At 43.0% G+C, this 17205-nt stretch carries 17 protein-coding genes; 10 read left to right on the top strand and 7 right to left on the bottom strand.

Annotated features, from left to right (window positions below; all coding sequences use genetic code 11):
* Window positions 1-64 precede the first annotated feature (64 nt).
* Genes L3V36_RS13950 through L3V36_RS13935 form a run of 4 tightly spaced genes read right to left on the bottom strand, consistent with a single transcriptional unit; the run spans window position 65 to window position 4668 of the window.
* Complete coding sequence (locus tag L3V36_RS13950; protein WP_208774911.1) at window positions 65-2221, bottom strand: cytochrome c; 2157 nt, start codon at window positions 2219-2221, stop codon at window positions 65-67.
* Complete coding sequence (locus tag L3V36_RS13945; RefSeq protein WP_102453601.1) at window positions 2218-2832, bottom strand: cbb3-type cytochrome c oxidase subunit II; 615 nt, start codon at window positions 2830-2832, stop codon at window positions 2218-2220. The genes L3V36_RS13950 and L3V36_RS13945 overlap by 4 nt, the downstream gene beginning before the upstream one ends.
* Complete coding sequence (gene ccoN, locus L3V36_RS13940) at window positions 2833-4257, bottom strand: cytochrome-c oxidase, cbb3-type subunit I (RefSeq protein WP_017089926.1); 1425 nt, start codon at window positions 4255-4257, stop codon at window positions 2833-2835.
* 24 nt (window positions 4258-4281) lie between these two features.
* Window positions 4282-4668: a cytochrome c gene (locus L3V36_RS13935; protein WP_004730436.1), complete on the bottom strand. Its 387-nt coding sequence runs from the start codon at window positions 4666-4668 to the stop codon at window positions 4282-4284.
* 432 nt (window positions 4669-5100) lie between these two features.
* Between L3V36_RS13935 and L3V36_RS13930 the strand changes: the two genes are divergently transcribed.
* Window positions 5101-5556: a hypothetical protein gene (locus L3V36_RS13930; protein ID WP_029405887.1), complete on the top strand. Its 456-nt coding sequence runs from the start codon at window positions 5101-5103 to the stop codon at window positions 5554-5556.
* Between the two features lie 9 nt (window positions 5557-5565).
* The gene (locus L3V36_RS13925) at window positions 5566-6591 is read left to right on the top strand and encodes a diguanylate cyclase (RefSeq protein ID WP_017085161.1); all 1026 of its coding nucleotides are present in this window, start codon (window positions 5566-5568) and stop codon (window positions 6589-6591) included.
* Window positions 6592-7075: 484 nt separating this feature from the next.
* Here L3V36_RS13925 and L3V36_RS13920 read toward each other — a convergent pair whose 3' ends face one another.
* Both L3V36_RS13920 and L3V36_RS13915 read right to left on the bottom strand, forming a co-directional pair.
* On the bottom strand, window positions 7076-9505 hold the full coding sequence (locus L3V36_RS13920; protein WP_208774909.1) for a bifunctional diguanylate cyclase/phosphodiesterase: 2430 nt from the start codon (window positions 9503-9505) through the stop codon (window positions 7076-7078).
* Window positions 9506-9508: 3 nt separating this feature from the next.
* Window positions 9509-10540 carry an extracellular solute-binding protein gene (locus L3V36_RS13915; RefSeq protein WP_208774907.1) on the bottom strand — a complete coding sequence of 344 codons (1032 nt, stop codon included), beginning with the start codon at window positions 10538-10540 and terminating at the stop codon, window positions 9509-9511.
* 359 nt (window positions 10541-10899) lie between these two features.
* Between L3V36_RS13915 and L3V36_RS13910 the strand changes: the two genes are divergently transcribed.
* The 6 genes from L3V36_RS13910 (at window position 10900) to L3V36_RS13885 (ending at window position 14647) form a co-directional block, all read left to right on the top strand.
* Window positions 10900-11550, top strand: a complete 651-nt coding sequence (locus tag L3V36_RS13910; RefSeq protein ID WP_208774905.1) for a LysE family transporter — start codon at window positions 10900-10902, stop codon at window positions 11548-11550.
* Between the two features lie 221 nt (window positions 11551-11771).
* Window positions 11772-12629 (top strand): PhzF family phenazine biosynthesis protein, encoded by an 858-nt coding sequence (locus L3V36_RS13905; RefSeq protein WP_208774903.1) that lies wholly within the window; start codon window positions 11772-11774, stop codon window positions 12627-12629.
* A 114-nt stretch (window positions 12630-12743) separates the two neighbouring features.
* Complete coding sequence (locus L3V36_RS13900; RefSeq protein WP_017080131.1) at window positions 12744-13247, top strand: YgjV family protein; 504 nt, start codon at window positions 12744-12746, stop codon at window positions 13245-13247.
* Window positions 13248-13322: 75 nt separating this feature from the next.
* On the top strand, window positions 13323-13637 hold the full coding sequence (locus tag L3V36_RS13895; protein WP_004730454.1) for a cupin domain-containing protein: 315 nt from the start codon (window positions 13323-13325) through the stop codon (window positions 13635-13637).
* Between the two features lie 127 nt (window positions 13638-13764).
* Window positions 13765-14244, top strand: a complete 480-nt coding sequence (locus L3V36_RS13890) for a GNAT family N-acetyltransferase (RefSeq protein ID WP_208774902.1) — start codon at window positions 13765-13767, stop codon at window positions 14242-14244.
* Window positions 14245-14350: 106 nt separating this feature from the next.
* Window positions 14351-14647, top strand: a complete 297-nt coding sequence (locus tag L3V36_RS13885) for a hypothetical protein (RefSeq protein WP_004730457.1) — start codon at window positions 14351-14353, stop codon at window positions 14645-14647.
* A 141-nt stretch (window positions 14648-14788) separates the two neighbouring features.
* Here L3V36_RS13885 and L3V36_RS13880 read toward each other — a convergent pair whose 3' ends face one another.
* A complete protein-coding gene (locus L3V36_RS13880; protein WP_208774900.1) occupies window positions 14789-15286 on the bottom strand; it encodes a fasciclin domain-containing protein in 498 nt (165 codons plus the stop codon).
* A gap of 202 nt (window positions 15287-15488) precedes the next feature.
* Between L3V36_RS13880 and L3V36_RS13875 the strand changes: the two genes are divergently transcribed.
* Both L3V36_RS13875 and L3V36_RS13870 read left to right on the top strand, forming a co-directional pair.
* Window positions 15489-16472, top strand: coding sequence for a DUF2860 family protein (locus L3V36_RS13875; protein WP_004730460.1), 984 nt, complete (start codon window positions 15489-15491; stop codon window positions 16470-16472).
* Between the two features lie 166 nt (window positions 16473-16638).
* A complete protein-coding gene (locus L3V36_RS13870) occupies window positions 16639-17133 on the top strand; it encodes a GNAT family N-acetyltransferase (RefSeq protein ID WP_102497660.1) in 495 nt (164 codons plus the stop codon).
* The last annotated feature ends 72 nt before the right edge of the window (window positions 17134-17205 follow it).

The raw sequence follows: 17205 nt of genomic DNA, 5'->3' as shown, positions 1-17205 counted from the left end.
GGGTTTATTAATCAATATTTAAACTTACTTGCTACTTGCTGAGCTAATCGAATACGTCGAGAACCTAGCGAATGTTAATGTTCTTATCTCGATTTTCGTACATTTCAGGTGTGGTGTGTAATCCTCCAGCGTAACCTGCTGCTTCAAGTGTTTCTCTTACCTCTCGTACGTGCTCCGCCGTGACGGGTTCGTTTCTATCTCCAAGGTGCAATCGCACGAAGGTGATCAACTCAGCCAACCTTTGATCCGACAATACATCCTCAAAACTTGCCATCGGCATGAAGTTTCGATCTTTGTCGAGATAGGTGGGTTGCAAGCCGCGAACGGTTACCGCAATGGTGTTGAATGGGTCGCTGTGCATGATAATACCGTTATTCAACAGAGTAGGGGCGATAGGGTCGCGACCTTTACCATCGTCACCATGACAGGCTCCACAGGTTTGACGATACGTGGTGTAGATTTCACTGCCATACGCGGCTTCATCAAACCCTTTAGGTTGCAACTGAACTGCATCACTGGCAATGGTGTTGTTGATGTCACCACTGAGTAGGTAATAGGACATCGACTCGATATCTTCACGCGTCATCAAACTGAGGCTGTTTTTTACTACGTCTGCCATGCCCGCAAAAGCAGTACCTTTGTCTGAGTGACCCGTGTGTAAGAAATCGGTCAGTGTCGCTTCATCCCAACCATCAACATACAGTTCGTTGGCCGTGATATCGGGTGCATTCCAACCGTCAATCAAGTTACCTTGGAAGATACGTTCAGGTATCAGAGCTTGAGCAATGTTTCTTGGCGTGTGGCACTCAGAGCAGTGACCAAGTCCTGCAACCCAATATTTGCCTTGTTGCCACTTATCGACATTCTCGATTTCTCCTTTGAGCTTTTCTGGTACTTCATAATCAATCGGGTCGGTATCCATAAAGACGATATTCCAGCCAAGCAAACCTAAGCGAATGTTGGATGGAAACATCATGCTGTTGTCATCATTGCGTCGTGGCACCGCGGTGATGGACTGCATGTATTCCCACAAATCGATCATGTCTTGGTCTGTGAGGTACTGATATGAAGTGTACGGCATAGCAGGGTATAGATAGCCGTTCTTACCTTTACCGGCAACTAACGCGGCTCGGAAATCATCAAAGTCATAAGTCCCAATCCCTTCTGTGGTGTGTGGAGTTATGTTGGTTGAATACACGGTGCCGAAAGGGGTCACAAAGGGTAGGCCGCCAGCAAAGGGTTCGCCACCTTCTGCACTATGACAAGCCACACAGTCACCGGCATACGCTAGGTATTCTCCGCGCTCAACAGACGATGCTTTCAAACTCACGAGCCTTTGTTGCTCCACTTCACCGGCGTGTCGGATGTAAGCCCCAAGCGCGAGTATTTCGTTCTCGGTGAGCTGCTCATCAAACGCAGGCATTAGGTTGTTCAAGCCTTTGTTGATAGTGTGTTGTATCTCTTCAATACTGCCGCCGTGCAACCAAATATCGTCTGAGAGATCAGGCACGCCAATCTCTGGGTTCGCAACAGAACCATCAGCGTGACAAGACGAGCAGTATTTTACAAACAGCTCTTTGCCGACTTTAACTTTTACTTCTGGAACATCGGTATGGCGTTGATTGAGGGAAGCTAAGTAGTAAGAAACCTTAGCCACTTCGTCGGGGCGCATGATTTCGCTCCAACCTGGCATAGCACCGTTCCGACCTTTGGCGATCGAATGAATAACAGCTTCATCACTGCCACCATAGAGCCACTCTTGGTCGATCAGGTTAGGAAAGTGCTTTTGTCCCTGAGCGTTATCTCGGTGACAAGCAGCGCAGTGAGTTTGGAACAGAATCCTACCGCTGTTCACGATCTCTGGGACTGCAGCTAATCCCTCTAACGTAGTTTCGCTGGTTTGTGCAAATTGCTCATTGAGAGTGGTGGATGGTGAACTGAGCTTATCATCGCTTTGTTCCCAATCGACTAATCCTTCCCATTCGCCAAGCCCGGGGTAGAGCACCAAATAACCAGCAGACAAAAGAAATGCGACCGCATAGCTTACAAACAACAGCTTAGGTGGAGGCGCATCTTTCTCTTCAATACCATCAAAGGTGCCAATGGTGTGGTCGTGATCGGCCTTGTGATTGCTACGCCAGTATTTAACGACAACAGACACCATCAGAATAAAGAATATTAAGGTTAAGAGTACCGCCCATAGATTCCAGAATGTGCTCATTGTGATACCTCCTGTGACGTATCTTTACCCAGGCTTTGTAAATAGCGAATCAGCGCTTCACCTTTGGTTTTGCCTCTTACTTGCAATCTGGCATCACCAATTTCTTGATCGGTATAAGGCACACCTAAGGTACGTAAAACCTCCATTTTCGCGCTGATATCATCGCCAGTCAGAGTCTGCTCAAACAGCCACGGGTAAGAGGGCATTATCGATGTAGGAACGACTTTTCTAGGATCAGTTAGGTGAATAACATGCCACTGGTCAGAATACTTTCTACCTAAGTTAGTGAGGTCAGGACCAGTACGTTTAGAGCCCCACAAGTTAGGAAATTCGTAAATATCGTCTGCCTCTTTGTTCGGGCGACCATTACGTTTCACTTCTGGCTCAAGAGGGCGAACCATTTGGGTGTGACACACATGGCAGCCTTCACTGATGTAGATGTCTCGCCCTGCCAACTCAATAGGTGTGAGTGGCATTGCTAAACTGCCTTTGGCAATATCGTCTCCGCGGACAATGCTTGGCACTACCCAAACCAACAAAGAGAAGGAGGCAATAACAACGGTGGTCAAAATTAAAATGACGATTGAATGTGTAAAGTCTTTACTCATCATTTAAGCCCCCTCATTAACGGTATGTTTAGCGTCGTGTACTACTGGCATACGAACCGTTTTGTACAAGTTGAATGCCATTAAGAACAATCCAAGTACAAACAGTGCACCACCAAAGAAACGCATGAATAGCCAAGGTGCTTTAAAGTCCATCGCTTCTACAAAACTGTAAATCAGTTCGCCATTTTCATTTTGAGCGAGCCACATATAACCCTCACCGATGCCTGCGATCCAAAGTGCTATCGCATAAATGGCGACGCCAGCATGAGCGAGCCAAAAGTGCCATTTAATCAGTCGTCGTGACCAAAGATCGGTTTGGCCCCATAAGCGCGGAATGAAATAGTAAAAAACCGCTATCCCTGACATTCCAACCCATCCAAGAGCTGCGGAATGTACGTGACCGATGATCCATTCGGTGTTGTGTGCCACCATGTTGAACCAGCGAATAGCGAGTAGGGGACCTTCGAATGTCGCCAAGCAGTAGTAAAGAATTGCTGAGAAAAAGAATAAAAGAATGTAGTCGGACTTCAGCTTTTCTTTGTTTTGTAGAAGGGTCATTGCGCTATTGAACGCACCGGCCCAAGAAGGGAGCCACAATATCAATGACATCACGATTCCGATGTTCTGAATCCAGATCGGAACGGAAGAGTAAACTAAATGGTGCGTTCCGGCCCATGTGTAAAAGCCTACCAAGCCCCAGAAATGGATCACAGACAAACGGTACGAGTAGATAGGTCGATCCGCCGCTTTGGGTATGAAATAGTAGTTCATACCAATCACACCTGCAGTTAGTAAGAAGCCGACGGCATTATGCCCCCACCACCACTGAACAATCGCATCTTGAGCCCCTGCAAACACAGAGTAGGACTTCATCGCCAAAACTGGCATCGCGAGGTTGTTCACAATGAAAATCATTGCAACGACAATAATGAATGCAGCAAAGAACCAGTTAGCCACGAAGATGTGGCTGACCTTTCGTTTAGCAAGGGTGCCAAAGAACAACACCGCATAAAGCACCCAAACCAGCACGATCATTAAGTCGATTGGCCATTCAAGCTCCGCATACTCTTTTGAGCTGGTGTGGCCTGCGGGTAAGGAAATGACCGCAAGCAATAGAATAAATTGCCATCCCCAAAATACCATCCATGAAAGGCTTTTATTGAACAACTCACAATGGCCTGTTCGCTGGGCAATGTACAAAGATGTCCCCATCAAGATGTTCACGACGAACCCGTAAATCACCCCAGATGTATGTAGCGGGCGCAGTCGACCAAACTGGAAATATTGAGAATCGAAGTTTAAGACTGGCCAATACAATTGCGCGGCGAGAATCACCCCGATGATCATACCTACGATTGCCCACACTAAAGACGCGATGATGAAGTACTTAACGACCTTAATGTTGTATTGCGGTGTCACTTGTTCCATAACAAGGCTCCTTGCCTAAAGCTTTTATTCGCTGACTGAATTTGATTCGTTGAGTGAGTTTGAATCGTTGCCGAGCATTGAATAGAAATAGGAAATATCGCGGATGTCTTGGTCTGAAAGGGTGTCGGCTTGTTGTTGCATGAGAATTGCCAAACCACTGGTTCTTTCCCTTGTCTGATAGTCTTTTAACGAGGAGATGAGATATCCCACCTTTTGACCGCGAAGGTTCGGGTAGGGGTCTTGCGTTGAGATGCCGTCAACGCCATGGCAGGTCATGCACACCTTTGCTTTCTGCTTACCTAACTCGAATTGTTCTTGATTAACGTCAGCAGAAACAGGAAACATGACCAACGTCATTACTAGGGTTGAAAGTGTCGTCATGGGGTTAAATTTTTTTATATTCAAACTCATTCTCGATTCCCTTGATTATGAAATGAGTAAGCTTTTTAAGAGCGACACACGATACCTGCTGGTGGAATAGAAGTGACAGATATCAGAAAACTAGGCTCTCAAAGCTGCTTACGTTCGATTAAAGGTTATGCAGCAACAAGCATTCTTGCTACTTACTGACTCATATTTATTGTTAATTTTGATGGTCAGTACGTATTCAGTGGCTGGATTGGATTACTCATTGCCTTTAAAAAACCGGGATTACTGGTATGAACGCTAATTAAAGTCTTATTTAGAGGAGGGAAGGTGTTGTTCGCACCTGGTTACAGGAATGAAACGTTATCTCAGAAAGAGTCGAACTGCATTATTGAGAAAATAGGCAATGTCTAAGCAAGTCAAATGACCAATATGAACTAGACTCAATTTAGTGACCTTTTTAGAATGGAGTTTAAAATGAGAGCTGCACTTCTGTTTATACTTTCACTTTGTTCATTTTCTATCTTTGCAGCATCCGAACTCACAATATTCGATCACCTAGGGCAAAAGCATCAATTCAGTCGAGAACAACTGCTATTGCTCCCTCAAAAAGAAATTACCACCTCATTACCTTGGCTGGATGGGGAATTGGTTTATAGCGGTGTGGCCTTACAAACGGTGCTTGAAACAAAGGACTTACCCATGGCCTCGCAGGTCACTTTTGTTGCACTAAACGACTATAAAATAGCGGTGCCCAAAGAAGACTTTGACGATTACCAGCCGATCATTGCAATTAAACAAAATGGCCAATTTATGTCAGTCAGAGAAAAAGGGCCGTACTGGTTGATATATCCACTTTCTTCGACTCCAGATATAGATAATACAGACTTCCATGCCAAGATGATCTGGCAGATACGCGATATTCATTTGTAAGGACTTCGTATGAAAAAGCTGTTGTCATTGACTGCCATCAAAGTCGTCGTGTTATCTTTGGCGGCAGTGGTGCTCACCGTTAATATCTACAGTGTTACCCGCATTAACGATATTAATAAGAGTTTTTCTACCCGACAAAATGAGGCAACGTGGTTCGTCTTTCAATTGGTGAAAGAATACGCTAATTTCTTGATGGTAAGCCGTTCTGAAACCATTGATTATGATGAGTTATGGTTAGCGTACGATATTACGTGGAGCCGTTTTGACATATTGATTAACAGCACTGAGTCTTCCAATTTCATCAAGTCAGCAAACTTTAAGCCCTATTTCACAGCGGAATTTGATAAATTTAAGAGCTTGGAGCCCTCGATTAAACTGGTCAGCCAAGGGTTGTTGCCCAAGGAATCGTTACAGAAAAAGGTCGATATTTGCTACCACACACTCGTAGATTTTATTAACGACAAATTTCGATTACAAAGCCCTGTAATTGAAGAAAATACCTCAATGGTTGATAACTTAGTGACAGTTCATCGAATCAGTAGCGCTTTTCTTGTTGGCATCTTGTTGTTGACTGGGATTATTTTTTATATGGATTTTTCTATCAAAAGAAAGCTCTACTCTACGGATTTTATTACAGGGTTTCGCAATCGAATTTCATTGATGAAATTTGTTAAGAATAGCTACTCGAAGGACAATAACTTTGATCTCTATTTTGTCCGTATCAGAAACCTTACCGAAATTAATCAAAAATATGGCCTTGAATATGGTGATCTTGTCGTTAGTTCGGCCGCTAAGTCTCTAACCGCTAAGATACCAGAAAGTACCATTTCATTTCGAAGCAGCGGAAGCCAGTTCTTATTTTTTATTCCGGACCATTTGTACGCGAGTGATGAAATTCAGGACAAGTTTAACGACGTGCTCAGTGATTACATATCTGCGGGTAATTTGGAGCTAATGATTGATGCGGTAGTCAGGCACAAGAAGAACATAAGTTCCAAAGACATGATGGAGTTGTTGACCAGCATGCAAGGTTAATTTCTTAAGAATGTCTTAGTGTCTTAGTGTCTTAGTGTCTTAGTGTCTTAGTTGCTTAGCTGCTTGGTACTGGCGGGTGTCGCACTTCGCAGTTGAATTCGGGGCTTAGCTTAGTAAATCTGTTTACTGTTTACTGTTTACTGTTTACTGTTTGCTATTGCCTGTCAGTTCTTGTTAATGCTTCCCAGTTTCCTAACACTTGTTACGGCTTTCTAGCACTTGTTGAGCTCCACCTTTATCTATCCTTCCTTCTTATACATATTTAATACTACAAGCCTTATCTGATCCAATGAACGTAGTCATTAGTTTGGGTAGCGCTTTTATCTGTTTACTTAGTGTCAATCTCAAGATATTTAACGTGTATTGCGGCCGTAGATATTGGCTCATTTCAGACGTTGTTATAGGTTGCAAAGGGGCGGGGAAGTGGCCGTTGTTAATCAAATAACATGATTATTAAGGCGCATGGTATTTAAATCGAACATTTTTATTTTTGATTAAGCACTACAACCCTTTCGTTAGTACTTGGTCTTAAAAGGGCTTGCTGATCAAGAATAGTTTGCGGATTGTGGTCGCGAACAAATTCAATGAACTCAATGTAAGTGAGTGGTTGGCTGAAAAAATAACCCTGTATTAGGTCGCAGTTGGCTTTTCGAAGGTGATGATACTGTTCGAGAGATTCGACACCTTCGCCAACAACGAAGGTGTCACAAGAGTGCCCTAAGTTAACCATGGACTCGACCATCTTGCGGTCAGCTTTGTCGTGGACGATATTATCGATAAAGCTCTTATCTATTTTAAGTTCATCGACAGGGTAGTGAAGAAGTTGGTTAAACGCCGTGTAACCCGTACCGAAGTCGTCGAGGGAAACTTTTAAACCTAGGCTTCTGATGCTCTCAATGGTCTGCACAGTAAGTTTGCTGCTTTTAACGTAACTGGTTTCGGTAATTTCTATAATGATGTTGCCCGGAGGAACTTGATAACGTTCGAGTACCTTTCGAATATTGTCGGCAAAGTTACGGTTGTAGAGCTCCATCGCCGAAATGTTAATGGACAAGGTGCCTTTGTATCGGTGAATCTCCGACAGTTCTTTATAGCTTTTGATTGCGGTACTAATGACCCACATGTCGAGTTTGGATATTAAATTACTTTTCTCTGCGGCTGGAATGAACTCATCCGGCCCAGCCTTTATATCAAATAGAGCAGGGCAGCGAATCAGACATTCTGCTCCGTCAATCTGAAGTGTCTTAGCATTGAAAATAGGCATAAAGCGAAGTTCAAAGTTATCACTCGCGCAGCACTCTAATAGCCTTTTCTCGATAACATCATGCCTTTCAAGTGAATGAAGTAGTTCTTCGCCGTAAACAATCCGGCTATCTCCGTCACTGTGATCCTTAGCATTAATCAACATCTCATCAATACATCGGTGCCATATCTCCTCGAACTTAGGAGTATCGACGGGTAGTACGCCAGTTGCAATTGAAAGCCTGAACCCATAGTAATCTAGGAAAGTCGTACCCGTTAGGGTGTTGTTAATGTTCTCAATTTCTTCGTTTATTGATTGGTGTTCACCCATTTCCAATATGGCAATGAATTGGTTGCCTCCAAGCCTTGCGATTGAATAGTCGCTGCAACTAAAGCCGAAAGAGGATTGTTGATTCTGCAGGGTTTCTCTTAGTGTTTTGGCTAGACTAACGAGTACATTGTCGCCCACCTTTGCACCGTATAAATCATTGATTTTACGAAAGTCGATAATGTCCCAGCAAACCAAGTAGCAGTGTGGGCTCCTTGAGCTTTTTATACGTACATCGAGGTGTCGAATAAATGAGCGTCGGTTCGCTAATTTGGTTAATTGATCGAATTCGGCTTCGAATTTCAATTCCGTTAGTGAGTCAATGTAGGCGTTCTTAAGTCCGTCGATCTCACTTTGTCCGGATGACCGTTTAAAGTATCTAAGTTTGAGTCCGCCAATGGAGATTTCGTGCAACAAGTCTTTGAGTGGGCGCACTAATTGATAACGTACGACCATGTGTACGATGAGCATAATGGTGAATAGTGTCGTCAAGCCACCAAGCAAGGTCTGCTGAGCGATAATGGATTTTTCCTGATTGAATTTCTTTTCGCGAATATTAACTTGAGCTAGCAAATGACGACTATTCATCTCGACTTTGATTCTGTCTTTCGTTTGTTCATAGGACTTAATGACGAACTGTGTATTTTCAATATTTTTGGTATCTGATGACGGTTCAATCAGAAGCTGCATGTTGTCATCGTCGTTGTATTTGGTGAGTAAGTTAGACAACTGCTTTAATGGACCGTCTGCAATCAATATGTATCGATTGACACTGTCATTTGCACGTTTGTCTTGTGGGAGTAAGTAAGGATCGATAGCTGCAACATAAGCGTATCTGAGCTCACCACTCACTGAGATATAAGAGAAGCCTTCATGAGATAGCTCGTTTTTATTAATCAACGAAGTATAGATGTCGAAGACTTTCTCATAGATGTTGTCGGGGATCTTTAACCCTTCGAAAGGGTCTGCTCGTAAAGTAGAGAGTGTTAATTTGAATTTAGGATCGACGACATAGATATTACGTTGACCAAATCGATTAACGTGACTCTGGTTTAAGACACGAAGCACTCTTTTTTCCAGCAGGGACAGGGTTGTGTAGTCACCCGGGTTTTGAATATATCGCAAGAACTGTAGGGATGAGCCAATATCTTTTACTAACAAAGATAAGCCCAGCTGTTCGTATTCAGCCGCCACGAGCGCGGTGTTCACATCCGATTGTACTTCGTCTAAGTACATGTGTTTCGCGTGGTTAGAGGCCAAGTTGTAGGTAACCATTCCGCCTATTGCAAATACGAACAATAAGGTAGGAATGAGCACAAAGTAGAGCTTCTTTAATACTGGCATTAATTATCTCAAACTGTCGACAATGCGGTTACGAATTTGAATGCTATTGGGTTCGAGTTGCTGATACAGATAGCTGCGTTCTAAGACCTCTTTGCTAGGGAAAAGCTCCGGATCATTTTGGTACTCTTGTGTCGTTAAGGCTTTTGCTTTTGAGCTTGGAGTTGCAAACCATGAATCCATTGCGTTTTGAGCTGCGATCTCGGGTTGCGACAAGAATGATAGAATCGTTGTTGCTTGTGCAGACAACTCTCCGTTATTAATCGCAGCAATGCACTCTAACCATAACGTGGTGCCTTCTTGAGGCACAGCGTAGGACCAAGAGGCATCAGGCTCCAAATCATTGAGTACATAACTGTCACCAGAATAACCGTAGGCAAGGTCGATGTTAGCAAGACGTTCGGGTTGGCGAATGTAGTCGATGACGTATTCGTTGCTTTCTAGGTGAGGCTTTTGAGCTTGCAGGGTTTTATAGGCAACGCGAAGTTCCTGCGCATTATTGGTAAATGGATCAAATTGATTTGCTAACAGTGCAGTACTCACCAAATCCGTAGGTTCGTAATACATACTTATGCGGCCACTGCTGTTCGTGTCTGGTTCGAGAATAGCGTTCCAAGAGGTGGGAGTGTTTACTTTGTCACTTCGATATAAGATTCCCGCAGTCCCCCAAGCGTAGGGAATGCCATACTCGCCACATCCTTCAACCCAACGTGAATCTATGTTACCAGCAATGGATTGTTGTAACTCACTGAGATTATGAAACAGGTTCTGCTTGGCTAACGCATTGAGCTTTATACTTTCTATAATGACGAGCTCAAATGCGCCACGACGTTCGCTTAATAGCACTTCATCTCTGATCGACTCATCAGAAAAAAACTGCTGTTTCAAAGAAATGCCGTACGTGTCGCTCAGTTGGGTCACGACGCTATTGGATAGAAATTCATCCCAATTGTAGAGATAAATATCATTCTGTTGGCTAAACGCTGTGCCAGTTAAAAAGGATGATGACGCAAGGACTGAAACATAAAATGCTTTCACTGACGGATTCCTTTCCTACTTTGCTTAACTAAATCGTAGCCCAAATTTTGCGACCTGCTTCAAATTTACGACTCTTATTTTAGTACAACCTAATATATTCGATGCGCCCACTTACTTTCAGCCCGCAAATTAGGGAATAAATGAGCCTTTATAAAAAACACCAAGCTAAATCATGGCTTAGCGGTCTAAATATTAAAAAGCGTGTTATTTGGGCCGTCTTTTACCTAACGAGACCGGTGAAAACGTGTTGTCTGTCTGATTCTCTTAGTATCGAAACCCTAATAATTAACCCAAAAAGCTAATTGTAGGTTAATTATGCAATAATAATGCATTAAATTTTACAATAAGGACATTGGTTTATGGATGCGGGTTTAGTCGGGATTTTTGTTACCGTGGCGATTGCTCACTTTCTAGCGTTATTGAGTCCCGGGCCAGACTTTGTGATTGTGGTGAAGAGTGCTGTTCGAAACAAGAGAAGAAAAGCATTAGGCGTTGCATTCGGTATTGCCAGTGCGAATGCGGTTTATATTGCTTTGTGCTTGGTTGGAGTAGGGTCGATTCTAGCGGCATCCGTTTCCGTTATGATTGTACTGAAGATCATTGGTGGTCTGTTTCTTGTTTATCTTGCTGTGCAAGCGATAAGAGCGAAGAAATGTAATTACAGCAATATGGATGTCACCGAAGGAGATAGCTTCAACCAAACGACTTTTCTCAAAGAATTCATTACGGGTTTTCTATCAGGAATCCTTAATCCCAAAAACCTTTTGTTCTATTTGAGCTTATTCACGGTTGTGTTGAACAATGACATTGGCTTCATGTTTAAGTTGGGGTTAGGTGTTTGGATGACGGTGGTTGTATTTGTATGGGATGCGGCGATCATCTTCCTGTTATCTGCACCTAAAGTGCGTCAAGAGTTTACACGTGTTGCTTACTATATTGATAAAGTGACAGGAGTCATGCTGGGTCTGCTTGGCTTGACCATTGTGAAATCTGCTCTGGTACGTCAGTAGATTCACCATTGCTGAGTAACCTTACGTTTGTGGCACGATACAATGCCTATGTGCCGCGAATGTGTGCTTGTTTCCTACCAGGCAGATACGTTTTATCTCTTATCTGCCCGATAATAAACCTTCTGCTTAATCCACCTATTATTTTCATAACTCGTTGTTTATCATTCCTTACTTCTTAAATAAGTATTAATAATGTTGCTGTTGAACACTTGTAGCACGGGGTGTTTGTGCTTATTGTAGGCAACAATATTTATCCCAATATAGAGCTAGGAACTATTGTGAATTTAGATATATATCAAGTGGACTCGTTCACAACTCAAGCTTTTAAAGGAAACCCAGCTGGGGTCTGCATTTCTCAAGATCTACTTGATGAGTCACTCATGTTCTCAATCGCTGAAGAGATGGCGGTATCTGAAACTGCTTTTCTTGCGCTTAACACTATGACGCTTAAATGGTTCACTCCAGAAGTAGAAGTAAAACTGTGTGGGCATGGCACATTGGCAACCGTTCATGTAATGAAAGAGCAAGGGTTGGTTAAAACAGGTGACAGTGTTGTGTTTAACACCTTGTCGGGTGAGTTATCTGCCACAGTTTGTGAATCGTCTATCGAACTTGATTTCCCTAGCACTCAGTTGTCATTGAGCTCAGAAGCTAATCTCACATTGCTTGAGCACTTTGGTTTAGAACCGCACCAAGTCGTTTCATTCCGAGAGTTTGATTCCAAGCAGTTAATCGAAGTTTCCTGCGAGCAAGTGTTATTGGCTCTCTCACCTAACTTTGATGCTTTAAAGAGTATTAAAGGGCGAGGTGTTGTGGTGACGGCACTTTCATCAAATTCTAAACTCGATTTTGTTTCTCGTTATTTTGCGCCATGGGTTGGGGTTAATGAAGATCCAGTTACTGGGTCGGCACATTGTGCATTGACGCAGCACTGGGCTGAAAAGCTAAACAAAAGCTGCTTCAGTGCTTATCAGGCGTCTCGTCGTGGTGGGTATATGTCGACAGAGCTCTTAGCAAACGGGCGAGTAAAGTTAATCGGTTCTGCTATCACTGTGATCAGTGGTGTGTTGAAACTTTAGATTTTTATAGAAGCTTTAGAGCGTTGTTTTGTTGTAACCGCCTAGTATGTTTTATTCGATTATTCACAGTGAAAGAAGCGGCTAGGGCGTAATATTATTATTGAAGGAATCACCGTGTCAGATTTTTATCTTTCTCAAGTATTAGTCGCAATTGCTATTTGTTTCGATCTTCTGTCTTTTCAGTTTAAAGAGAGAAAGAAAATCGTTACCTGTCTGTTCTTTGCTGGCGTGCTTATTTCGAGCCACTTTATTCTTCTCGAACAATGGACAGCGGCGAGCTTAATGACGATTGCCACTATTCGCTATTTGACGAGTGTATTTTCTACATCGTCTAAGTTTAAATATTTGTTCTGTTCCATGTCAGTGGTCGCAACGGTTGTGACTTACTCGGGGCTGACAAGCATATTGAGTTGCTTTGCTTCCGTATTTCAAACCTTTGCAGCCTTCAATAAAGATGACCGCCGATTAAGAGAGTTGATGATCATCGGAACCAGCTTCTGGTTGGTTCATAATTACTTAGTTGGCTCGCCAACAGCGGTTCTGATGGAAGCCCTGTTTATCTGCAGTAACTTGGTGGGCTATTACCGTTTTTATTTCAGAAAGAGTGCTGCTGCTTAGGTTTACAGTGCAGCTAAGGCCCAGGTTGTTAATCAATTCAATTCCAATCAATTCAATGTTAGCTAGGAGAGCTTGATGCCAAACATTTACAATGATGTTCCTTCATCAATACCCAATGAAATATTCAATGACCTGATTGCCAACGACGGTGTTCGAATCGAAAGGATATTGTCGCATGGACATAGCTCACCAGAAGAGGGTTGGTATGACCAAGATGAGAATGAATGGGTGATGGTGATTGAAGGTAAGGGTGTCATCGAGTTTGAAGATGGACGCGTTGTTACTTTATCAAAAGGGGATTACATCAACATCGCTGCACGAGAAAAGCACAAGGTCATTGGTACGGACAAAGACATGGTGACGATCTGGTTGGCTGTGTTTTATCGTTGATGTCTTGTTCTAAAGCTGAGGCTGTTGAGTGCAGGTTACAGGGCCTGTTGAGCTTGGACTATTGAGCCTGCTGATTCAGCTGTCTATTTGCACCTATGAAAGAACTTAAAACAAAAAGGAGTATGTCGTGGTTAGAATTCGAAACTATCAAGCGAGTGATGATAAAGCACTGTGGGAGATCTTCTTTCATACCGTACGTAACGTGAATGTTCGAGATTATTCTCAACAGCAAGTAGAAGCTTGGGCACCCAGTAGCTTTGACTTTGCGTTATGGCAAAAGCGTATGAATGGGTTACAACCCTTTGTGGCTGAACTCGATGGTTGCGTAGTTGGCTATACTGACCTGCAACCAAGTGGCTTGATTGATCACTTTTTCTGTCACCACGAATATCAAGGGAAGGGGGTAGGGAAAGCGTTGATGGAGCATGTTTTCACTGTGGGTCGAGTTCGTTGTATATCGAGATATTTCTCTGAAGTAAGTATTACCGCAAGGCCTTTCTATGAGCATCTTGGCTTTAAAGTTGTCAATGAACAGGAAGTCGAAATGCGTGGTGTAAAGCTGACCAATTACGTGATGGAAAAGGTTGTGCCTTCAGACGAACGGTAATCTCATTTTTGTTACAGTTTTCACCTGCTTTTGATTCTCTTCTTAAAGAAAAATCATCACTTTAGCGATAATATTCACTGCAACTAATTTGAGTGAAGGAAGTAACGTGGGAATTGAAGCTTTAGCGTTTGTGATGGACGCATTAATAACCGCATGCTGCATGTATATCGCCTCCAAAATGTCTTTCGTGGTCGCAGACTTTAAATCCCTTCTTACTATTGCTGTAATCGTTGCTTTGGTGTCATTGATTCCGACAGTGGGCTGGGTGTTGGGGTTGATTCTGTTTGTGTTCCTTCTCGGGAAAGCAACGCACTCTAGTATTGGTGATTGCATCTGGGTGGTGGTCTTCACGAAGGTGGTGTCGATGGCGGCATTTCTAATATTCGGCCGCTTGTTTGTGTAATTCGGGTTCTTGTCGATATAGTTCTTGTTGATATAAAGGCAGCCTCGGTTAGCTGGATACAGTTATTAACTTTTTAATTAAAAGATGAAAAGGGTGTGACCTGTCACACCCTCTTAAAACCTTTGACTGATGTTGTATTTCTTATTTAGGCAACAGCACAGCGTCAATCACATGGATAACACCATTGCTAGCCTCGACGTCTGGTATAATAACTTTGGCGTTGTCTATCATTACGTTGCCGTCACCTATCGCTATCATTACCGCACTGCCTTGAACCGTCACTGCACTATTTAACTTCATAACTTCAGCTGCCATGATTTTACCTGGTATTACATGGTATGTGAGCACTGCAACTAGTTTGTCTTTATTTTCTGGCTTCAACAACATGTCGACCGTTCCTTCTGGTAACGCAGCAAATGCCTCATCAGTGGGGGCCAATACGGTGAAAGGGCCTTCGCCTTTCAATGTATCAACTAAGTCCGCTGCTTTTACTGCCGCCACTAAAGTATTGAAAGAGCCGTTTTCCGCCGCAACATCAACGATGTCTTTCTTCATCTCGTGGTGGTTAGCGTGAGCAAAAGCCGTAAAAAGAAGCGTCGCAACTAGCACTGATGTGGTTTTGATTAATTTGTTAAACATATTGTCTTCCTTTGAGTTTTGTCCGTTATTTTCGAGAAGTACTACGAAAGCTTAAAAGCGATAGATCAACTTATTGCACCTTTGAACCTATTTTTTAGATACCCAATTCGTCAGTTGAATAAATGCCTCTGTTAAATAGTTGTTATAATTTCAATTTAATACATATAGTTAACGGGTGATTATTCAATTAATGGATGTGAATATGAGGTTTGTTTTACCAGTTGTATTTTCGGCATTCGCTTCAATGCCAGCTTATAGTGGCCTTGCACCAACGGAAGGTTTCAGTGGTAACTTTAGTGTCTTGACGGGTGTATCTTCTGACAGCAGTAACTTGAGCACCGAGCAAGACGCGAATCAAGCAACCAACACCAAGGAGGGGGACAGCGAAAATCAAGGGCTACTCGGTTTTTTGGGTACGGTTCAATATACCTTTGGTGAGTCACTGACTCATCAAGTGTATGCGGGTACCACTCGAGAGGATATTGCAACAGGTACCATTGCTTTTGAGATTGGTTATCGACATCAGCTATCTGGAGGCACAATATTGGATTTTTCTGTTCTTCCTACGCTTATCTCGGGCAAGGCTTGGACGGATCCGTATGCTGTTGGCGTTAATCGAAATGAAACGGATGTGAAAGGTAATGTAGGACGACTGCAGCTCACGAATATCGGTGGAACTGGTTTTCGAACGGATCTCGCATTTGGGCAATCTGATGTTGATGAAGAGCTATCTGGTAGCCAAGTCTTATCTCCGGAAGATGCTGTGCTGCTGGATAGGGAAAGAACCTATGTGTACGCCAAAGCAGGGTACCGCTTTATCTTGCCAAACCAAGCAGGTCTATTTGTTCCTTCAATGGTGTATTTCCACTCAGACGCAGAAGGAGGAGCACTCAGCTTCGATAGTTATGGTATTGAATTAAACTACGCGAAGAGAATCGGTCGCCACGGTTTTGTTGTTACCCTAGATGCAAGTGATCGTGAATATGATGAGTCGAATCCAATTTACGGGCAAGTACGTGAAGAGAATGAATTCGGTGCATTTTTAGCTTATGAGTTCGGCGGCTTAATGGGTTATGAAGATTGGTCGTTTATTTCATTACTCGGTGTAAGGTCGATTGACTCTAAGATTGACTTTTACAGCTCTGAACAAGCATTAGCGAGTGTTGGTGTTGACTACAAATTCTAATATTCACACTACGTCAACAAAACTAATCAAAGCAGAAGCTTAAGAGCAGCCTTTCTATTTGTGTAATTATTTCGAGCACTTACACCTTCAAAGGTTGTAGGTGCTTGTTGCTATCCGTAATATGAAAATTAGCTTATGGACAAAAATAATATGGTAAGGAAGCGCTTTGGAAATACAAATTAGACATCTTGAACCCACCGATAACCAAGATATTTTTGATATTTATCGACACTCGTCGGTATTAGAGAATACCTCACAAAAGCCTTTTCTTAGCTCTGATCAAGTGGAGCGACTGTTTGGTCACTCAGACCATTTCACTTTAGTTGCGGAGGTTTCTGGCAAGGTCGTAGGTCACATTACTTTATTCATGACCACGAAGGTGAGAGACAGACATTGCGCTGGTCTTGCGATAGCGATTAATCCGGAGATGCATGGCAAAGGGGTCGGTAAGGCTTTAATGCAAGAAGCGATCAATCAAGCCGATAACTGGCTAAACCTCGTTCGCCTCGAGTTAGAGGTTCATGCAGATAACCACTCCGCGATTGCTTTATATGAACGAGTGGGTTTTCAGTTAGAAGGCACCAAAAGGCTGAGTACATTCAAAGCAGGTAAGTATATCGATATGTTGCTGATGTCGAGAATTCGACCGGATTATCGTTGAGAGTGACTTAACTCAGTTCAGTTGAAATTGGCCAATAAGATAGTGATTAAACAAAGCCCTTAAATCATTGCT

Origin of the sequence: Vibrio sp. G-C-1, from assembly GCF_021728015.1 — a bacterium.
Taxonomy (GTDB): domain Bacteria; phylum Pseudomonadota; class Gammaproteobacteria; order Enterobacterales; family Vibrionaceae; genus Vibrio; species Vibrio splendidus.
The sequence above is the reverse complement of the archived record's forward strand: the minus strand, read 5'-3'. Positions and strand labels throughout refer to the sequence as shown.